Origin of the sequence: Mesorhizobium sp. Root102 (assembly GCF_001425625.1) — a bacterium.
Taxonomy (GTDB): Bacteria; Pseudomonadota; Alphaproteobacteria; order Rhizobiales; family Rhizobiaceae; genus Mesorhizobium.
The window spans coordinates 176,986-195,409 of sequence record NZ_LMCP01000044.1; the positions used below are offsets into that span (position 1 = coordinate 176,986).

Sequence of the window (18,424 nt, forward strand, 5' to 3'; positions counted from 1 at the left end):
GAGCCGGCGGCCGTATCAAACAAACAATGCTTCCAGACAGGGGAATGACAATGACAATCCGCAAGACATTTACATCCATGGCTGCCGTGCTGATGCTTGGCACTGCCGGTTTCGGCCTCGCGATCCAGGCCGCCAGCGCTGATGCGCTGGCGGACATCACCAAGGCCGGCGCCATCAATGTCGGCGTCTTCGCCGATTTCCCGCCCTTCTCCTCGGCCAGCGCCGACATGAGCCTGAAGGGCTACGACATGGACGTCGCGCAATACATTGCCGACACGCTCAAGGTAAAGCTCAATCCCGTCGCCGTCACCGGCCAGAACCGCATCCCGTACCTCAACGACCACCGCGTCGATATCCTGATGAGCGTCGGCTATTCGAAGGAACGTGAGCAGGTCATCGACTTCGCTGCCGCCTACGCGCCTTACTACATCGCCGTGATCGGTCCGGCCGCGATGGCGGTCAAGGGCAAGGAAGACCTTGCCGACAAGTCGATCGCCGTTAACCGCGGCACGCTCGAAGACACCTCGCTTACCGAGGCGGCACCCGCGTCGGCCGACATCAAGCGCTTCGACAACTACAATTCGGTGATCCAGGCCTTTATCTCCGGCCAGACCCAGCTGATGGTCGTCGGCAACGATGTCGGCGCCCAGGTGTTGGCCAAGCAGGACGCGCTGAAGCCGGAGCAGAAATTCCAGCTGCTGACCTCGCCCTCGCATATCGGCCTCAACAAGAATGAGGACGCCCTCAAGAAGGCGGTCAACGATGCCGTCGCCAAGATGCTGGCCGACGGCAAGCTCGACGAAAGCTCCAAGGCCTGGCTGAAGACCCCGCTCAACCCCGACAACCTCAAGGATTGAGTTTCCGTGGCCTTTGCCTGGCTTCCAGGTGCCTTGGGCGACATCGCGCGCGGAGCACTCACGACGATCCTGTTGATCGCCGTGACCACGCTCGCGGGAACGTTCCTTAGCATCCTGGGTGCCGCCGGACGCCGAAACGGCCCGGTGCTCCTCAAGCGGGCAATCGCCTGGTATGTCGAAATCATCCGCAATACGCCGTTCCTGGTGCAGCTGTTCTTCATCTTCTTCGGGCTGCCCAGCCTCGGCATCAGGCTCGATCCGATGCTGGCCGCCATGCTGGCGATGACGCTCAACATGGCGGCCTACACCATCGAGATCGTCGGCGCCGGGCTTGATGCCGTGCCCGGCGGACAGACGGAAGCAGCGCTGGCGCTGGGCCTGAGGTCACGCCAGGTCTTCATCAAGATCGTGCTGCCGCAGGCGCTCAAAGTGATCTTTCCGGCGCTGACCAGCCAGATCGTCATCATGATGCTGGAGTCCGCCGTGGTGTCGCAGATCGCGGTGCGTGAGCTGACCTACGAGGCCGACATGCTGCAGGCGCGCACCTTCCGCTCCTTCGAGACCTATTTTGTCGTGACGATGGTCTATCTCGTCCTGTCGATGGCGCTGCGCCGGCTGCTGGTGTCAGGCGGACGTCGCGTCCTGGGGGCTGGCGTGTCATGATCGAATTCACCTTCTGGGACATCGTGCGCAACCTTCTGCTCGCCGCCCGCTGGACGGTGCTTTTGTCGCTGGCCGCCTTCATCGGCGGCGGCATCGTCGGCCTGATCGTGTTGTTCTTCAGGATCGCCAAAAACAAATGGAGCCGGCGCGTCGCCTCCGGCTATATCGCCCTGTTCCAGGGGACGCCGCTGTTGATGCAGCTGTTCCTGATGTTCTTCGGCCTGCCGATGCTCGGCCTGCGCATCGAGCCGTGGACGGCGGCGGCGCTCGGCCTCACCTTCTTCGCCAGCGCCTATCTCGCCGAAATCTGGCGCTCCGGCGTCGCGGCGCTGCCATTGGGCCAATGGGACGCCGGCGCCAGCCTCGGCCTGCACTATCTGCAGGAACTGCGGCTGATCATCCTGCCGCAGGCCTTTTCGATCACCCGCGCGCCGACCGTCGGCTTCCTGGTGCAACTGATCAAGTCGACCGCGCTGACCTCGATCATCGGCTTCGAAGAGTTGGTGCGGACCTCCAACGCCATCAACAACGCGACCTTCGAACCGTTCAAGGTCTATGGGCTGGTGGCGCTGATCTTCTTCGTCATGTGTTTTCCGCTGACGCAATATGCGCGGAGGCTGGAGAAGCGGGCGGCGGTGCGCTGAGGCGAAGGCATGGTGTGTTGCCGAACATCGACGGTGACGGCAAGCCGTCCCTGCGGCTAGCGCTCCCCAAGCCAATTTCCGCCTGCCGAGCGCTCGACGTTATTGCAAAACGTTCAAATTTGAGCTTCCGCGCTCATGCTTTCTCGAGAGTATCTCCTGTAATCGATAAACCGTCTGCGCCGTAAGTTTTAGCCGTTCTGAATCGCCGTCGGCGACGATGAACGACGAAGATAGGAGAACGCAATGACTCGCAATCACGTTGAACGTCTTGGAGAGTTTAGGGAAATCCTGGTCGCGACTCGACGCGAAGGAGTCCGCAACGTGCACCATACTCGCGACGCAATGCGGGCAAGTGGCTTTCAGATCGGGGAAAGCGATGGCTCCAGCTACGGAGCCGAGCTGAAGGCGCTCCAAGAGGAAATTGAGGCAGTCGATCGCGCCATCGAAGACGAGAAGCGGTTGGCCTTGGCGCTCGAGCGCGAGGCCCAATCCCGCCGACCGGCTAAACCGAGAATCGTGAAGGGAACATAGTTCCTCTCGCCCTATTGCGAGACGTTAATTGCCTCTGTGCTAAGCGTCGGCCTACGGCGCTTAGCCAACGTGTCTGCAGGCGCCGCCTAATCAGTCACAATGTTGGGACATAACGGCCGCCGATTTCGGCGGCCGCTTTGCCTTCAATGCCCAAACACATACGGCGGCGCCAATCGATCCCGCCTCAGCCAGCGCGCCAGAAGCAAGGCCGCCACCACGGCCAGCCCCGACGACAGGCCGATCCAGATGCCGACGCCATGCAGGCCGAAATGGAAGGCGAGCAGCACGCCGAGCGGCAGGCCGACGCCCCAATAGCCGATCGCGGCGTAGATCATCGGCACCTTGGTGTCGTGCAGGCCGCGCAGCATGCCGGCGGCCACCGCCTGCGCGCCGTCGAACACCTGGAACAGCGCGGCGAAGGCCAGGAACGACACGGCAAGCGCGATCACCCTGGCATTGGCCGGATTGCTCATGTCGATGAAGGCGCTGATCAGCGGATGCGGCCACAGGATCATCACCAGTCCCATCAGCCCCATGAACGAGACGCCGATGACAAAGGCGGTCCAGCCGGCGCGCGAAACGCCTTGCGGATTGCCTGCACCATGCGCAAGGCCGACGCGTACCGTCACCGACTGGTTGAGGCCGAGCGGCACCATGAAACTGATCGAGGCGATCTGGATGGCGATCGCGTGCGCGGCCAGCGAATCCGCGTCGATCAGGCCCATCAGGAGGGCCGCCGCATTGAAGATCGTGACCTCGAAGGCGAGGAGGCCGGCAATCGGCAGGCCGAGCCGCAACAGGCCCCTGAAGCGCGGCCAGTCGGCGCGCCAGAAGCGCCCGAACAGACGGTAGCGACGGAACTTCTTCTCCAGCATCACCACGACGGCCATGCCGACGAACATCAGTGTGCTGGACAGCGAGGTGGCAAGGCCCGACCCGGCAATGCCCATCGGGGCGACGCCGAGATTGCCGAACATGAACACCCAGTTGAAGAAGACGTTGCAGGCGACGGCGACGAAGACGATGACCAGCGCCCAGCCCGGCCGTTCCAGCGCCGAGATGAACGAGCGCAGCACGATATAGCCGTAGAAGGGCAGCACCGCCCATTCGAGCCAGCGCAGATAGATGCCGGCCTGATGGGCCAGCACCGGATCCTGACCCATGGCCAGCAGAATGGCCTCACCGTGCCAAAGCACGAGCCAGATCGGGATCGAGATCAGGATCGCCAGCCACAGGCCCTGGCGAACGGTGCGGCGCAGGTCGCGCACCGAATAGCGGCGGCGGCCGAGCTCGGTGGCGATCATCGGCGAGGTCGCCAGCATCAGGCCGAGGCCGAAGATCAGCGGCATGAAATAGAGGTTGGCGCCAAGCGCGCCGCTGGCCAGCGTATCGGACCCCAGACGGCCCATCATCATGACGTCGGTGGCTGTCATCGCGGTCTGGCCGAGGTTGGTCAGCACCATCGGCCAGGCGAGCGCCAGTGTCGCCCTGATTTCCTGACGCCAAAGATTTTCCGGCGCGCGAGCGCCGGCTTCGATCGCAGACATTGTTCCGCTCTTTCCAGGTACGGCACGTCGGCAAAGAGCCGGAAGCCGCATGTCAAACGGCAAAACCTTCAGCTTCGCGGCGTTTGCGCCAGCTTTTGTACGAAACGCGACATGAAGGCAAGAGAGGACGGGCGGGAACGGATTGAGCCAGCCGGAACACTCGGACCACCAATACTCGTCGCTGAGGTCCATTTCACATGCGGGCGATGGGCTGCTACGGATTGCATGGACGACGAGGTGCGACGACAGATCCCGGATTCTCCAGGAGGCAGGATGCAGTTCAAGCGCAGGAAGAATCCAGCCGCGATCCCACGGACGGCGCCGTCCTTCGAGCACATCGTCACGGAAGCGAGCGACAGTTTCCTGTGGCGGCTCGACGACTACCCCTGGGAACGCAATGTCTGGAACTTCCATCCGGAATACGAGATCCATTTGCTGCGGAAATCCTCCGGCGTGGTTCTGGTCGGCGATCACATCGGCGAGTTCGGACCGGGCTACCTGACCATCGTCGGTGGCGGGCTGCCGCATGATTGGGTGACCGCGGTGCAGCCGGGAGAGCTGATCGAAGGCCGCGACATTGTCCTGCAGTTCGATGCGCAGCGGCTGCGGGGGTCGGCGGGCCTGTTGCCGGAATTGCGCGAACTGGAACCGTTCCTCGAACGCTCGCTGCGCGGGATGGTCTTTCACGGCCAGACCGCACGGGAAGGCGCCGAGCTGATGGAGCGGATGGGCGAAGTTAGCGGGCTAAGCAGGTTCTGTCTGTTCCTGAACCTCGTCGATCTTCTCGCCAGGACCGACGAATATGAATTGTTGTCGTCCCCGGATTTCTCGCCGGTTCTCGATGCCGCCTCGCTGGACATCATCCAGCGCACGCTGACCTATCTGTTCCAGCATTTCGCCGAGGACCTGAAGCTGCCGGAAGTGGCGGAACTGGCCGGAATGACGGAGAGCACGTTTTCGCGGTTCTTCCAGAAGAACACCGGCAACAGCTTCAGCGACCACCTTGCCAAGCTCAGGCTCTGGCAGGCCTGCAAGCTGCTGGCGGACACCGATATTCCGATCACCGACATCTGTTTCCAGGTCGGCTACATGAACATCTCGAACTTCAACCGAGCGTTCATGCGCAAGCATCGGATGACGCCATCGTCCTATCGACGGCTGTCGCGGCAGCGGCTGACATTGCGCGCATAAGCGTGTCCTAAACCACCGTTTCAAGCGTGATCGATACTCACGTGACAGGCGCTGTATTCGAGTGCCGGCTTTTGCGCTGCACAATGCATAAAAGTACAGGTCTGCTGCAACGGGGCTTCTAGCGTGACCCGCTGCAACACCGCATCTTGGCGATGGGTGGCATGTCACTCGGGCGATGGTGAGGATCGCGCAACCCGAGGACTTCCGCTTTCTGCGAAATGTTCCTGGAGGAGAAAAGATCATGAAACCAGTTCGGCTTGCTGCCTGCCTTGGCGCAGCTTTTATGCTTTCCACTACCGTTTCCACCATCGCTTTGGCGCAGGCGCCGGTCTGCTCGGCGCCGGTCAAGGTGCTGGCGCAGCCACGCGACGGCCTGACGCTTCTGGAGGACTCCAAGGACGAGTTCCAGAAGTTGAGCGGCGCCAGCTTTCAGATCGATTATCTCAATGAGAATGACCGCCGGGCGAAATCGCGCGCCGATGCGTCCACCGTCGGCAACTACAACGTCTACTATGTCGACGAAGCCAACGTGGCGCTGTTTGCATCGTCGAAATGGATCGTGCCGCTCACCGACTACTATCCGGCGGACTACGACTACGCCGACTTCGACCCGGGTCGCCAGAAGGTCGCCACCTATGACGGCAAGGTCTGGTTCGCGCCGCTGACCGGTGGCGGCGACCTGATGGTCTACCGCAAGGATATTCTGGAGGCGGCCGGAATCCAGCCGCCGAAGACGCTGGACGAACTGATCGCCGATGTGCCGAAGCTGACCAATCCGGACAAGGGCATATATGGCATCGCGCTGCGCGGCGCACGCGGTTCGGGCGCCAATGTCTGGCGCTGGATGCCGTTCTTCAAGGCCTATGGCGGCCAGTGGTTCGACGGCGACAAGCCGGCCTTCAACTCGGATGCCGCCGTCAAGGCGACCGAGACCTATCTGAAACTGTTCAAGGATTCGGCGCCCGGCACGCAGACCGGCAGCTGGGACGAATCGACCGGCGCCTTCCTGTCGGGCCAGGTCGCCATCCTCGTTGAATCGACGCCGCTGTCGGGCATGGCGGTCGATCCGAAGACCTCGCAGGTGGTCGGCAAGATCGGCTTCCTGCCGCCGCCGGCGCCGCTCACCGGTGGTGGCTACGGCCATGGCCTCGCCATCGCGGCAAAGGCCAATGCCGACGATGCCTCGAAGAAATGCGCCGGCCTGTTCATCGCCTGGGCGACATCGAAGGAAAACGAGAAGCGCCGGCTCGACGCCCACCAGTTCGGCGAGCTGAACCGCACCAGCATCCTGTCCAGCAAGGAATTTGCCGACATCTACGGCGCCGATCTCGGTCAGGCGCTGGCCGAGACAGGCAAGGTCACGGCGGTCAATTTCTGGCAGGATCCGCGCTGGCCGGATCTTGGCGACCGCTGGGGCATCATCCTCGAGGAACTGGTCACCGGCACCCGCACCGACATCAAGGGCGGCCTCACCGAGCTTGAAGCGTATGCCAACGAGCTGATGAAGAAATAAGCCGTCCTCCGCCTGCGGCGCGCGGTCCGCGGCATTCGGGCGAATGCCGGGGCTTGTACGCCGCAGGCCTCCCTTTCTCACCACCGCTGTTGAGCCAGACATCGCGCAAAAGGCCCAGCCATGTTCAATCGCTCGAGACGCAGCCAGGGATAGACAGATGCCCCGACGCTCATCCTTGCCGGTCACCTTCGTCGTGCCGACGCTTGTCATTCTCTTGATCCTGTCGATGGTGCCGACGCTCTATGCGATCGTCATCGCCCTGCAGAACCGCGAGCTCTCCTCGACTGCCTATTCCTATGTCTGGTTCTCGAATTTCGTCGACCTGTTCTTCGACCGTCGCTTTCTCAATGCCGTCTGGGTGTCGGTGAAGTGGGAGGTCGTCACCGTCGTCGCGACGATGGCCGTGGCGATCGGACTGGGCGTTTTGATGTTCGAAGTCGCGTCGCCGCGCCTGCGCAACATCTACTGCCTGCTGTTCATCATCCCGGTTCTGCTGCCGCGCGTCTCGGCGGCCTTTGTCTGGAAGTTCGCCTACCATCCGCTCTACGGCATCGCCACCTACCCCTATCGGCTGCTGACCGGCGGGCTGATCTTCGACCCGCTGTCCAAGCCGGCGACGGCATTGTTTGCTGTCGCGTCTGTCGACGTCTGGCAATGGGGGCTGTTCTTCGCCGTCATCGTGTTGAAGCTGCTGGAGACCTTGCCGCCGCAGCCGATCGAGGCGGCGCGGCTCGATCACGCCAGGCGCTGGCAGATCCATGCCTACGTCACCTTGCCGATGCTGAAGGCGCCGCTCATCAGCCTGATGTTCGTCAAGATGATCGAGTCGCTGCGCTCCTTCGACCTGATCTATGTGATGACCCGCGGCGGACCGGGCGTGGCGACCGAAACGCTCGACATGTACGCATTCTCGCAAGGCTTCATCGAGTCCGGCAAGGTGTCCTATGCCTCGGCGATGGCCGTGCTGATGATGATCGCCACCGTCATCACCTTCACCATGCTGTGGAAGCGGGTGCAGGCATGAGACCATATCGCATGAGACTGGGCCGCCTGATCGGCAAGACCGTGCTGGCATTTGCCGGCTTCATGGCCGTGTTTCCGCTGCTGTGGACGGCGCTCAATTCGCTGAAGAACAATGTCGACATCATCACCCGCGTTCCGCGTGTGGTGTTCACGCCGACGCTGGCCAACATCAGCTACATCATCGGCCGCGACAGCGTCATGACCGGCCTCTACAACTCGGTGATCGCCTGTGGCGTCGCGGTGCTGATCGGCGTGGTTCTTGGCCTGCCTGCCGCTTATGCGGTGGCGCGCTATCCCAACCGCTGGGCCGGCGACATCCAGTTCTTCGTGCTCTCGCTGCGCTTCCTGCCGCCGGTGGCGGTGGCCATCCCGCTGATGGTGATCTGGCTGCAGCTCGGGCTCTATGACACGCTCACCGCGCTGATCGTCACCTATTCGCTGCTCACCATCTCGGTGATCATGTGGCTGGCCATACCCGCCTTCCAGGCCGTGCCGAAGGAGGTTGAGGAAGCCGCCTTCGTCGATGGCTATGGCGCCTATTCGGTGTTCTGGCGGATCGCACTGCCGGTCGCCGCTCGCTCGCTGATCGGTGCGGTCGCCTTCAGTTTCGTGCTGGTCTGGAACGAGTTCCTGATCGCGCTGATGCTGTCCAGCTCCAACGCCAAGACCTTGCCGATCGTCGCCTCGGAACTGTCCCAGCAAGGCATGAACGTGCCGTGGGGCATCCTGAACGCCTCGGTCGTGCTTTTGTCGCTGCCACCCCTTTTGTTTCTCGGCGTGCTCAGCGGTTTCCTGAATTCCGTTTTCCGGCAGAAAAAGACTTGAGGTGAGGACGACACGATGCGGGCTTTGGTTCTTGAGAAAAAGGGCGAGCTGGCCCTGCGCGAGATTGCGTTGCCGCTCGACGTCGGGCCGGACGACGTCAGGATCGCCATCCACACGGTCGGTGTCTGCGGCAGCGACGTGCACTATTACACCCATGGCGCCATCGGCAGTTACGTCGTGCGCGCGCCGATGGTGCTTGGCCACGAAGCGTCCGGAACGATCGTCGAAATTGGCGCCAATGTCAGGACGCTGAAGGTCGGGGATCGCGTCTGCATGGAGCCGGGCGTGCCGAACCTGTCGTCGCGGGCAACAAAACTCGGCATCTACAATGTCGACCCCGACGTGAGCTTCTGGGCGACGCCGCCGGTTCATGGCATTCTTGCGCCGCAAGCCGTGCATCCGGCGGCGTTCACCTACCGGCTGCCGGACAACGTCTCCTTTGCCGAAGGGGCGATGGTCGAACCGTTTGCCATCGGCATGCAGGCGGCGGCCCGCGCACGCATCGTTCCGGGCGACGTGGCGGTCGTCGTCGGCTGCGGCCCGATCGGCATCATGATCGCGCTGGCAGCCCTTGCCGGCGGCTGTTCGAAGGTGCTGATCTCCGATTTCTCCGCGCCGAAGCTCGAAATTGCGGCGCGCTATCCGGGCATCGTCCCGGTCAACATCGGCGAGCAGTCGCTGGTCGATGCGGTGGCGGAGGCGACCGACAATTGGGGGGCCGATATCGTCTTCGAGGCCAGCGGCAGCCCGAAGGCATTCGCCAACCTGTTCGATGTCGTACGCCCCGGCGGTGCGGTGGTCCTCGTTGGCTTGCCGGTCGAACCGGTGGCGCTCAACGTGCCGGCGGCCATATCGAAGGAAGTGCGCATCGAGACGGTGTTCCGCTACGCCAACATCTTCGACCGCGCACTGCAACTGATCGCGTCAGGCAAGGTTGACCTCAATCCGCTGATCACCGGCACCTATCCCTTCAACGACAGCATCAAGGCGTTTGAGCGGGCGGCCTCGGGCAAGCCGGAAGATGTCAAGCTGCAGATCCTGATTTCGAGCGAGAAGGGCTGACTGATCATGTCCGCGATTACCTGCTCCAATGTCGAAAAATCGTATGGCGCCACGACCGTCATCCGCGACCTGAACCTCGCCATCGAGGAACATGAATTCGTCGTCTTTCTCGGTCCTTCCGGGTGCGGCAAGTCGACCTTGTTGCGCATGCTGGCGGGGCTGGAAGACATCAGCGGCGGTGAGGTCTCGATCGGTGGCAAGGTCGTGAATGACCTCGATCCGGGCGACCGCGGCATTGCCATGGTGTTCCAGAACTACGCGCTCTACCCGCATATGACGATCTTCGACAACATTGCCTTCGGCCTGAAGCGGCAGAAGGTGGCGAAGGCCGAGATACAAAAACGCGTCGAGGCGGTTTCGAAGACGCTGGGGCTCGATCCCTATCTCGGCCGCAAGCCGGCGGAACTGTCCGGCGGCCAGCAGCAGCGCGTGGCTATTGCCCGCGCCATGATCAAGACGCCGAAGGTGTTCCTGTTCGACGAGCCGCTGTCCAATCTGGATGCCAAGCTGCGCAATCACATGCGTATCGAGATCGCCCGGCTGCACCAGTCGTTGAAGACCACCACCGTCTATGTCACCCACGATCAGTTGGAGGCGATGACGCTTGCCGATCGCATAGTGCTGCTGCGCGACGGCAGGATCGAGCAGATCGGCTCACCGGCGGAAATCTACGAGCGGCCGGGCAATCTGTTCGTCGCCGGGTTCATCGGGACGCCGAACATGAATTTCATCGACGTGGCCGTCGGGCGCAAGGAAAGCCGCTGGACCCTGACGAGCGCCGGCGCGGTCTTTTCGATCGACGGCTCGCGCTTTAATCTTCAACACGTCGATCGGGCGGTGCTTGGCATCAGGCCTCCGGATCTGAAGACCGCTGGCACCGATGCTGGCCAGAGCGTTCTGGAGGGCACGGCCGATCTCATCGAGTTTCATGGCAACGATGCGCTGGTGATCTTCGGTTCCGGCGGCAAGGAGATCAGCGCGCTGGTGCCAACGCGCGAATGCCCCGCCGTCAACACCCATGTCCGCTATGCGGTCGACGAACAAAGCCTTCATCTGTTCGATGCCAAGTCGGGCGTATCCTTGCTGAGGCAGTAGCTCTACTTTATCGCGTCCAGCATCTGTCGCTGGCGGTGCATCTCGAGGAAGATCTTGTAATCGCGGTCGAAACGCCCTGTCGACTTCGGGTTCGACGCGCGCGTCCTGCCGCCTTGCTGCATGGCAAGGCAGGCTGCATTGAGGTCGGGAAACAGCCCGGCCGCGGTGGCGGCAATCATGCCGGTGCCGAGCAGCACCGCCTCGTCGGCCAGCGGCTCGATCACCGTGCAGCCGGTGGCGTCGGCGTAGAGCTCCATCAACAGCGGGTTCTTGGTGTGGCCGCCGGTGACATGCAGCGTGTCGATCAGGTAGCCATTCTCGTTCAGCGCCTCCAGCACATGGCGCACGCCGAGGGCGATGCCGACGGCGGTGCGCCAATAGAGCTTGCACAGGCTGTCGAAGGAGGAGTCCAGCGTCAGCCCGCTGACGACGCCGACGGCATGCGGATCGGCGAGCGGCGAACGGTTGCCGTGGAAATCCGGCAGCACATGCAGCCTTGCGGCAAGATTCTCACCCTCGATAGCGCGCAGTTCGGCGACACGCCTGGCGATCTTCGCATGCATGGCGGCATCCGGCTCGCCGCCGGCGCCGTGCCAGCGGATGATGTGGTCGAGCAGGGCGCCGGTTGCCGACTGGCCGCCTTCCGACAGCCATAGCTTCGGCAGCGCCGCGCCGTAATAAGGGCCCCAGACGCCCGCGAAAGGCTGCGGATCGGGCGACATCGCCATGACGCAGCTCGACGTGCCGGCGATCAGCGCCAGGTGGCGGCCGATATCCTTCTCGTCGCCGGCAAAGCCGCCGAGAACGCCAAGCGCGCCGGCATAGGCATCGATAACGCCGGCGCCGACGCGGCATTTTTCGCTCAGCCCAAGCTCGATCGCCGCTTGCGCTGTCAGGCGGCCGATATCGGCGCCAACCGGGCTGGCCCTTTCGGGGAGATTGCCATGCGCGAAAAGATCGTCGAGGCCGACGAGATCGAAGAAGTCACGCCGCCAGCCGGTTTCTTCATGCGCCAGATAGGTCCATTTGGCGGTCAGCGTGCATTGCGAACGAGCCAGCGAGCCTGTCGCTTGCCAGGTCAGGAAATCGGTCAGGTCAAATAGATAGCCGGCTTCATTCCAGATCTTGGGCAGGTTGCGCTTCAACCACATGAGCTTCGGCGTGACCATTTCCGGCGACATGACGCCGCCGATGTAATTCAGCACGGCGTGGCCGCTTGCCGTGCATTCATCAGCCTCGGTAATGGCGCGATGGTCGAGCCAGACGATGGTGTCCCAGCGCCTGTCGCCGGTGACCGAGATGCTGAGCTGGCCGCCTTGCCGGTCGCGCACCACCAGCGAACAGGTGGCGTCGAAGGAGATGCCGACGACATCCTCGGCGGCGACGCCGGCCTTTTCGCGGGCAGTGCGCACGGCGGCGCAGACAGCCGACCAGATATCGCGCGAATCATGCTCGGCGTGATCGGGCTTCGGCTGGTGCATGACGATCGGCCGCTCGGCGCGACCGAGCAAGGTGCCACTGGTGTCGAGAATGCCCGCGCGAGCGCTCCCGGTGCCGACATCGACCGCGCAAACGAACTGTTTCGTCAAGATGCTCTAACTCTCGCTCCCAGGCTTGCAATCAGATCGGGCAATTGCAGCATGTCGGCGAATATAAAGTCCGGTTCACTCGACGCAAGCCGCGCTTTCAAGGTCGGGTTGCCGGCATGCGAGCCGCCGGTGAAGGCTAGCACGCGCATGCCCGCGGCTCGCGCAGCCGTGATGCCGGCCGGGCTGTCCTCGACGACGAGGCATTTGCGCGGATGGGCTCGCATGCTGGCGGCGGCATGCAGGAACAGATCGGGCGCCGGCTTGCCGCGCGGCACCATGGCGGCGCTGAACAGATGCGGCTCCATCAGCCCAAGCAATCCGGTGACATCGAGCGCATAACGGATGCGGTCGAGCGTGCCCGAGGACGCGACGCAGAACGGCAGCCCAAGCCTTGGCAGCATCTCCTTGACGCCTGGGATTGGCTTCAGCTCTTCGCGAAACCTGCGCATCAGCTCGACCCGCATGTCGGTCAGATGGCTGTCGGTGATATCAAGCCCGAAGTCGCGGCCGAGGATCTCGCGCACGCTTTTCATGCTCTTGCCGAGGAAGTGCTCGTAGGCGGCGTCCTCACTGACGCTGCCGCCGGCCAGCATGATCATGCCGAGCAGCGCCGAGACGGAGATTGCCTCGCTGTCGACCAGCACGCCATCGCAGTCGAAGATGACCAGTTCAGGCGTCATGGCGGCGAATGGCTCTCAGAGCTTGCCGGCGAGGTAGCGCGTCAGCGTGGCGCGCGTGCCGTTCGCCCACAGCACGTCGAGCGTATGGGCGAAGGCCTCGACGAACGCCGTCGCTCGGCCGACATCGCCATAGATGTCCTCCATGGCAAGCCAGGCGGCCGGCGCATCCTTTGCCGCTTCTGCCGTTACCTGCAACCGGTCCCAGCTCGGGTCGTTGGGCTCGATGACGGCGCCGCTGTCCGTCGTGCCGAAGCAGTAGCGGCACCAGAGTGCCGATTCCAGCGCCAGGCCGGCGACGCCCTTTCCGGCTTTCAGGCGATCGGCGATGGTCGGAATGATGAACTTCGGCTGGCGGTTGGAACCGTCGAGGCAGAGCCGGCGCACCGTGTCGCCGATCTTAGGATTGGAAAAGCGGCTCTCGATGAGCTGGTAATAGTCTTCCAGAACCGTGTCCGGCACCGGCGGCACAGTCGGAATGATCTCGTCTTGTTCGAGCTTGGCCAGAAAGCCGCTCACCAACGGCTCCTGCATCGCCTCGTGGACGAAATGGATGTCCATCAGGCCGGCCGGATAGGCGATTGCTGCATGGCCGCCATTGAGGATACGGATCTTCATCAGTTCGTAGGGGGCAACGTCCTTGACGAACTGCACCCCGACCTTTTCCAGTGGCGGACGGCCATCGGTGAAATGGTCTTCCAGCACCCATTGCCGGAACGGCTCGCAGAACACCGGCCAATTGTCCTCGAGGCCAAAATCCTTGGCCAGGATGCCGCGTTCGCGGTCGGTGGTGGCCGGCGTGATGCGGTCGACCATGCCGTTCGGAAAGGCGACATGCTCGCTGACCCAGTTTGCCAGATCCTCGTCGATCAGACGCGCCAGCCCAATGACGCCGTCGGAGGTGACATGGCCATTGTGAGGAATGTTGTCGCACGACATCACCGTGAACGGCACGGTGCCCTCGTCACGACGGCGCACGAGCCCGGCAAGGATGATGCCGAACACGGTCTTCGGTGTGGCGCCCGGTTGGGCGTCGGCGACGATGTCGGGATGGGTCGGATTGAACACGCCGGAGGCCGGGTCGATGAAATAACCGCCTTCGGTGATGGTCAACGAAACGATCTTGATCGCCGGGTCGGCAAGCCGTTCGATGATGCCGGCCGCGTCGCCCGGCATCAGGAAGTCAATCATGGCGCCGGTCACGCGGGCGCTCATATGGCCGCTGTCCTGCTCGACCACGGTGGTCAGCCAGTCCTGCTCTTCCAGCTTGGCGCGGCCGATCTTCTCACCCTCGAACACGCCGGCGCCCACCAGCGCCCAGTCGTGGCCGATGCCCGCATTGAACAAATCGTCGAGATAGACGGCCTGGTGCGAGCGATGGAAATTGCCGACTCCGAAATGCACGATCCCGGCCTTGAGCGTCGAGCGGTCATACTTCGGACCTGCGACCTCAGTGGGTAGCCTGGAGAGGTTTGAGGACGAGAGTTTCACGGTCATCTGTTTTACCCTTTGGCCGGGCTTCGGCCTTCGTTGCGCCCTCTCCCCGTCTTTGCGCGGAGAGGCTAAGGGGTGGCACTTCTTGAGGTCGATAAGGCCTCTGATGTCGACCTCTGCTCCCCGCGGAGGGACGAGGAGCAGAGGCCGTTCCCCGCCCTCAACTCATCCACTGGCCGCCATCGACATTGTAGGTCTGGGCGACGATGTATTCGGCGTCGCTGCTGGCGAGAAAAACCGCCATGCCGGCGAGATCCTCCGGCTTGCCCATACGGCCATAGGGCACCGCCTCGCCAACCAGTCGCTTCTTCTCGCCCTTCGGTCGGTTCTCATATTTGGCGAACAGCGCGTCGACTTGATCCCACATGTCGCTGTCGACGACTCCGGGCGCGATACCGTTGACGTTGATGCGATGCTTGATCAGATCGAGCCCCGCCGACTGGGTCAGCGAGATGACGGCGGCCTTGGTGGCGCAATAGACACCAACCAGTGGCTCGCCGCGCCGACCGGCCTGGCTCGCCATGTTGATGATCCTGCCGCCCTTGCCGCGCGCGATCATTGAGCGGGCCGCCGCCTGCAGCATGAACAGCGTGCCGGCGACATTGACGGAAAACAATTTGTCGTAGCTTGCCTTGGTGATCTCGACGATCGGTGCCAGATCGAACAGAGCGGCGTTGTTGATCAGGATATCGAGGCCACCGGTCTTCGTCTCCACCGCTTTCACCGCCGCCTCGATCGAGGCGAGGTCGGTGACGTCGAGCTTGACCGCATAGGCCTTGCCACCGATCTCGGCGGCCGTCTTCTGCGCCGCCTCGAGATTGATGTCGGCGATGGCGACGGTGGCGCCTTCTCCGGCATAAGCCTCGGCGAAAGCTCTGCCGATGCCTCGGGCCGAACCCGTGATCAGCGCGGATTTGCCAGCCAGTCGCATGCTCAGATTGCCTTTCCGTCGGCACCGAAGCGATGCAGCTTGGCCTTGTCGGGCGTCAGATAGATGGTGTCGCCATGATGGACGGCGAGTTCGCCGTCAGCGCGCACCGTCAACGGACCGACGCCATCGGCCTGGACATGCAGGAAGGTGTCGGAGCCGAGGTGTTCGGCGACGCCGACGGTGGCTTTCCATTCGCCCGCCGTGGTCGAGATTTCGAGATGCTCGGGGCGGATGCCGATCGTCTTGGCGCTGTATTTGGCAGCCGGCGCGCCTTCGATCAGGTTCATCTTCGGCGAGCCGATGAAGCCGGCGACGAACAGGTTCTTCGGCGTCTTGTAGAGTTCCATCGGCGAGCCGACCTGCTCGATGTTGCCGGCGTTCAGCACGACGATCTTGTCGGCCATGGTCATGGCTTCGACCTGATCGTGGGTGACATAGATCATGGTCGTCTTGAGCTGATGATGCAGCTCGCTGATCTCCAGCCTCATCGTGCCGCGAAGTGCTGCGTCGAGGTTGGACAGCGGTTCATCGAACAGGAAGGCGGTCGGCTGGCGCACAATGGCACGGCCGATGGCAACGCGCTGGCGCTGGCCGCCGGAAAGCTGGCCGGGCCGGCGTTCGAGATAGTTGGTCAGGTTGAGCACGCGCGCTGCGTCTCCCACCTTCCTGTCGATGGTCGCCTTGTCTTCGCCGGCCATCTTCAGCGGGAAGCCGATGTTCTTGGCCACCGTCATATGCGGATAGAGCGCGTAGGACTGGAACACCATGGCCAGCTTGCGCTTGGCCGGTGCCTCGCCGGTGACGTCGCGGCCGTCGATGTTGATGGAACCGCCGCTGGTGTCCTCGAGGCCGGCGATCAGCCGCAGCAGCGTTGACTTGCCGCAACCCGACGGCCCGACGAAGACGACGAACTCGCCATTCTCGATCACCAGGTCGAGACCGGGGATGATGGACGTCGCTCCGAAGGATTTGGAGACGTTCTTGAGCGTGATGTTTCCCATGGTTTCCTCCCCGAGGGGTTCTTTTCGCCGATTGCTTCGGGCAAATTCCGTTACTTCACCGCACCGAATGTCAGGCCACGCACCAGCTGCTTCTGGCTGAACCAGCCCATGATCAGGATCGGCGCGATGGCCAGTGTCGAGGCAGCCGAAAGCTTGGCCCAGAACAGGCCTTGCGGGCTGGAGAACGAGCTGATGAAGGCGGTCAAGGGTGCTGCTTCCGTGGTCGTCAGCCGGATCGTCCAGAACGCCTCGTTCCAGGCCAGGATGATGTTGAGCAGCATCGTCGAGGCGATGCCCGGCACCGCCATCGGCGTCAGCACATAGACGATCTCGTTCCACAGCGATGCGCCGTCCATGCGCGCCGCTTCCAGGATCTCGCCCGGGATTTCGCGGAAGTAGGTGTAGAGCATCCACACCACGATCGGCAGGTTGATCAGCATCAGCATGATCATCAGGCCGATGCGGCTGTCGAGCAGTCCTGTGTCGCGGAAGATCAGGTAGATGGGGAACAGCACGGCGACCGCCGGCATCATCTTGGTGGACAGCATCCACATCAATATGTCCTTGGTTCGCTTGGTCGGCGAGAAGGCCATCGACCATGCCGCCGGTATGGCGACGAGCAGGGCCAGGATGGTCGAGCCGACCGAGAGCAGCACCGAGTTGAAGAAGAACTTGAAGTAGCCGCTCTGCGCCTGGACCTCGGAATAGCTCTCGAACGTCCCCGACGGGATGATGCTGAAACCCTGGATGGCTTCCTGCTCCGACTTGAACGAGGTGATGATCGTATAGAGGATCGGGAAGAAGATCAGCAGGGCGACGATCCAGGCGGCAACTGTCGCGATCGTCTTGTGCCGGGTGGTGACTGAGCGTGCCATCGTATCCTCCCTTACTTGTCTAGGTTCTTGCCGACGGCGCGCATGGCGAAGAAGGCAACGATGTTGGCGAGAATGACGGCGATCACACCGCCAGCGGATGCCTGGCCGATTTTGAACTCCAGCAACGCCTTCTGGTAGACGAGGAAGGGCAGGTTGGTGGAGGCGTATCCCGGGCCGCCATTGGTGGTGACGAGGATCTCGGCATAGACCGACAAAAGGAAGATCGTCTGGATCAGGATGACGACCGTGATGGCGCGCGACATGTGCGGCAGCGTCAGATAGATGAAGCGGCTGATGAAGCCGGCGCCGTCCATTTCGGCGGCTTCCTTCTGCTCGCCGTCGAGTGACTGCAACGCGGTCAAAAGGATCAGTGTGGCGAAGGGCAGCCATTGCCAGGCGACGATGATGATGATCGCCAGCATCGGATGCTGCCCGAACCAGTCGATCGGCTGGGCCCCGAAGAAGCGCGCTATATCGGCGAACACTCCATATTGCGGGTGCATGATCATGTTCTTCCAGACCAATGCGGCCACCGGCGGCATGACGAAGAACGGCGAAATGACGAGGATGCGGACTATGCCTTGTCCCCACATCGGCTGGTCGATCAGAAGCGCCAGAAGAATGCCGCCGATCACCGTGATCAGAAGCACGCTGACCACCAGGGTGAGCGTGTTGAGGATCGATTGCAGGAAGGCCGGGTTGGAATAGAACAGCGCGTAATTCGAGAAGCCGACGAAGCCGTCGCGGATCGGATTGAGCGGATTGTACTGCTGGAAGGAGAACCAGATGGTGATGACCAGCGGTACAATCATCCAGACGAACAGCAGCACCACGGATGGCGCCATCATGAAACGGGCAAGCGAACGGGTCTGCTGAGTAGCCATGACGGTCACCCTTCACTGGTCA

At 62.6% G+C, this 18,424-nt stretch carries 18 protein-coding genes; 10 read left to right on the forward strand and 8 right to left on the reverse strand.

Going from position 1 to position 18,424, the window contains the following annotated elements:
- Positions 1 to 50: 50 nt before the first annotated feature.
- The 4 genes from ASD12_RS25500 to ASD12_RS25515 all read left to right on the forward strand — a co-directional run bounded on the left by ASD12_RS25500 (position 51) and on the right by ASD12_RS25515 (position 2,695).
- Positions 51 to 857 (forward strand): transporter substrate-binding domain-containing protein, encoded by an 807-nt coding sequence (locus tag ASD12_RS25500; RefSeq protein ID WP_056593437.1) that lies wholly within the window; start codon positions 51 to 53, stop codon positions 855 to 857.
- Between the two features lie 6 nt (positions 858 to 863).
- Positions 864 to 1,520, forward strand: a complete 657-nt coding sequence (locus tag ASD12_RS25505) for an amino acid ABC transporter permease (RefSeq protein WP_056592952.1) — start codon at positions 864 to 866, stop codon at positions 1,518 to 1,520.
- Positions 1,517 to 2,164, forward strand: a complete 648-nt coding sequence (locus ASD12_RS25510; protein ID WP_056592955.1) for an amino acid ABC transporter permease — start codon at positions 1,517 to 1,519, stop codon at positions 2,162 to 2,164. The genes ASD12_RS25505 and ASD12_RS25510 overlap by 4 nt, the downstream gene beginning before the upstream one ends.
- A gap of 243 nt (positions 2,165 to 2,407) precedes the next feature.
- Complete coding sequence (locus tag ASD12_RS25515) at positions 2,408 to 2,695, forward strand: hypothetical protein (protein WP_056592957.1); 288 nt, start codon at positions 2,408 to 2,410, stop codon at positions 2,693 to 2,695.
- Positions 2,696 to 2,838: 143 nt separating this feature from the next.
- Here ASD12_RS25515 and ASD12_RS25520 read toward each other — a convergent pair whose 3' ends face one another.
- Positions 2,839 to 4,242, reverse strand: coding sequence for an MATE family efflux transporter (locus ASD12_RS25520; protein WP_056592960.1), 1,404 nt, complete (start codon positions 4,240 to 4,242; stop codon positions 2,839 to 2,841).
- 273 nt (positions 4,243 to 4,515) lie between these two features.
- On the opposite strand from ASD12_RS25520, the gene ASD12_RS25525 reads away from it, so the two are divergent.
- The 6 genes from ASD12_RS25525 (at position 4,516) to ugpC (ending at position 10,951) form a co-directional block, all read left to right on the forward strand.
- A complete protein-coding gene (locus ASD12_RS25525) occupies positions 4,516 to 5,433 on the forward strand; it encodes an AraC family transcriptional regulator (protein ID WP_056592963.1) in 918 nt (305 codons plus the stop codon).
- A 283-nt stretch (positions 5,434 to 5,716) separates the two neighbouring features.
- The gene (locus tag ASD12_RS25530; protein ID WP_244482970.1) at positions 5,717 to 6,946 is read left to right on the forward strand and encodes a sugar ABC transporter substrate-binding protein; all 1,230 of its coding nucleotides are present in this window, start codon (positions 5,717 to 5,719) and stop codon (positions 6,944 to 6,946) included.
- A gap of 157 nt (positions 6,947 to 7,103) precedes the next feature.
- Complete coding sequence (locus ASD12_RS25535; RefSeq protein WP_027040055.1) at positions 7,104 to 7,970, forward strand: sugar ABC transporter permease; 867 nt, start codon at positions 7,104 to 7,106, stop codon at positions 7,968 to 7,970.
- Positions 7,971 to 7,981: 11 nt separating this feature from the next.
- Positions 7,982 to 8,794 carry a carbohydrate ABC transporter permease gene (locus ASD12_RS25540; protein ID WP_056592969.1) on the forward strand — a complete coding sequence of 271 codons (813 nt, stop codon included), beginning with the start codon at positions 7,982 to 7,984 and terminating at the stop codon, positions 8,792 to 8,794.
- A 15-nt stretch (positions 8,795 to 8,809) separates the two neighbouring features.
- On the forward strand, positions 8,810 to 9,856 hold the full coding sequence (locus ASD12_RS25545) for an NAD(P)-dependent alcohol dehydrogenase (RefSeq protein WP_056592972.1): 1,047 nt from the start codon (positions 8,810 to 8,812) through the stop codon (positions 9,854 to 9,856).
- Positions 9,857 to 9,862: 6 nt separating this feature from the next.
- Positions 9,863 to 10,951 carry a sn-glycerol-3-phosphate ABC transporter ATP-binding protein UgpC gene (gene ugpC, locus ASD12_RS25550; protein WP_056592976.1) on the forward strand — a complete coding sequence of 363 codons (1,089 nt, stop codon included), beginning with the start codon at positions 9,863 to 9,865 and terminating at the stop codon, positions 10,949 to 10,951.
- Positions 10,952 to 10,953: 2 nt separating this feature from the next.
- On the opposite strand, the gene ASD12_RS25555 is transcribed toward ugpC, so the two are convergent.
- The 7 genes from ASD12_RS25555 to ASD12_RS25585 all read right to left on the reverse strand — a co-directional run bounded on the left by ASD12_RS25555 (position 10,954) and on the right by ASD12_RS25585 (position 18,402).
- On the reverse strand, positions 10,954 to 12,540 hold the full coding sequence (locus ASD12_RS25555; RefSeq protein WP_056592980.1) for an FGGY-family carbohydrate kinase: 1,587 nt from the start codon (positions 12,538 to 12,540) through the stop codon (positions 10,954 to 10,956).
- Positions 12,537 to 13,220: an HAD family hydrolase gene (locus tag ASD12_RS25560; protein WP_056592982.1), complete on the reverse strand. Its 684-nt coding sequence runs from the start codon at positions 13,218 to 13,220 to the stop codon at positions 12,537 to 12,539. The genes ASD12_RS25555 and ASD12_RS25560 overlap by 4 nt, the downstream gene beginning before the upstream one ends.
- Positions 13,221 to 13,235: 15 nt before the next feature.
- Entirely contained in the window at positions 13,236 to 14,714 is a 1,479-nt protein-coding gene (locus tag ASD12_RS25565) for a mannitol dehydrogenase family protein (RefSeq protein ID WP_056592984.1), read from the reverse strand.
- Positions 14,715 to 14,871: 157 nt separating this feature from the next.
- Positions 14,872 to 15,642, reverse strand: coding sequence for an L-iditol 2-dehydrogenase (locus tag ASD12_RS25570; protein ID WP_056592986.1), 771 nt, complete (start codon positions 15,640 to 15,642; stop codon positions 14,872 to 14,874).
- 2 nt (positions 15,643 to 15,644) lie between these two features.
- Entirely contained in the window at positions 15,645 to 16,643 is a 999-nt protein-coding gene (locus ASD12_RS25575) for an ABC transporter ATP-binding protein (RefSeq protein ID WP_056592988.1), read from the reverse strand.
- Positions 16,644 to 16,693: 50 nt separating this feature from the next.
- Positions 16,694 to 17,518 carry a carbohydrate ABC transporter permease gene (locus ASD12_RS25580; RefSeq protein ID WP_056592990.1) on the reverse strand — a complete coding sequence of 275 codons (825 nt, stop codon included), beginning with the start codon at positions 17,516 to 17,518 and terminating at the stop codon, positions 16,694 to 16,696.
- An 11-nt stretch (positions 17,519 to 17,529) separates the two neighbouring features.
- Positions 17,530 to 18,402, reverse strand: coding sequence for a sugar ABC transporter permease (locus tag ASD12_RS25585; protein WP_013528414.1), 873 nt, complete (start codon positions 18,400 to 18,402; stop codon positions 17,530 to 17,532).
- Positions 18,403 to 18,424 lie beyond the last annotated feature (22 nt).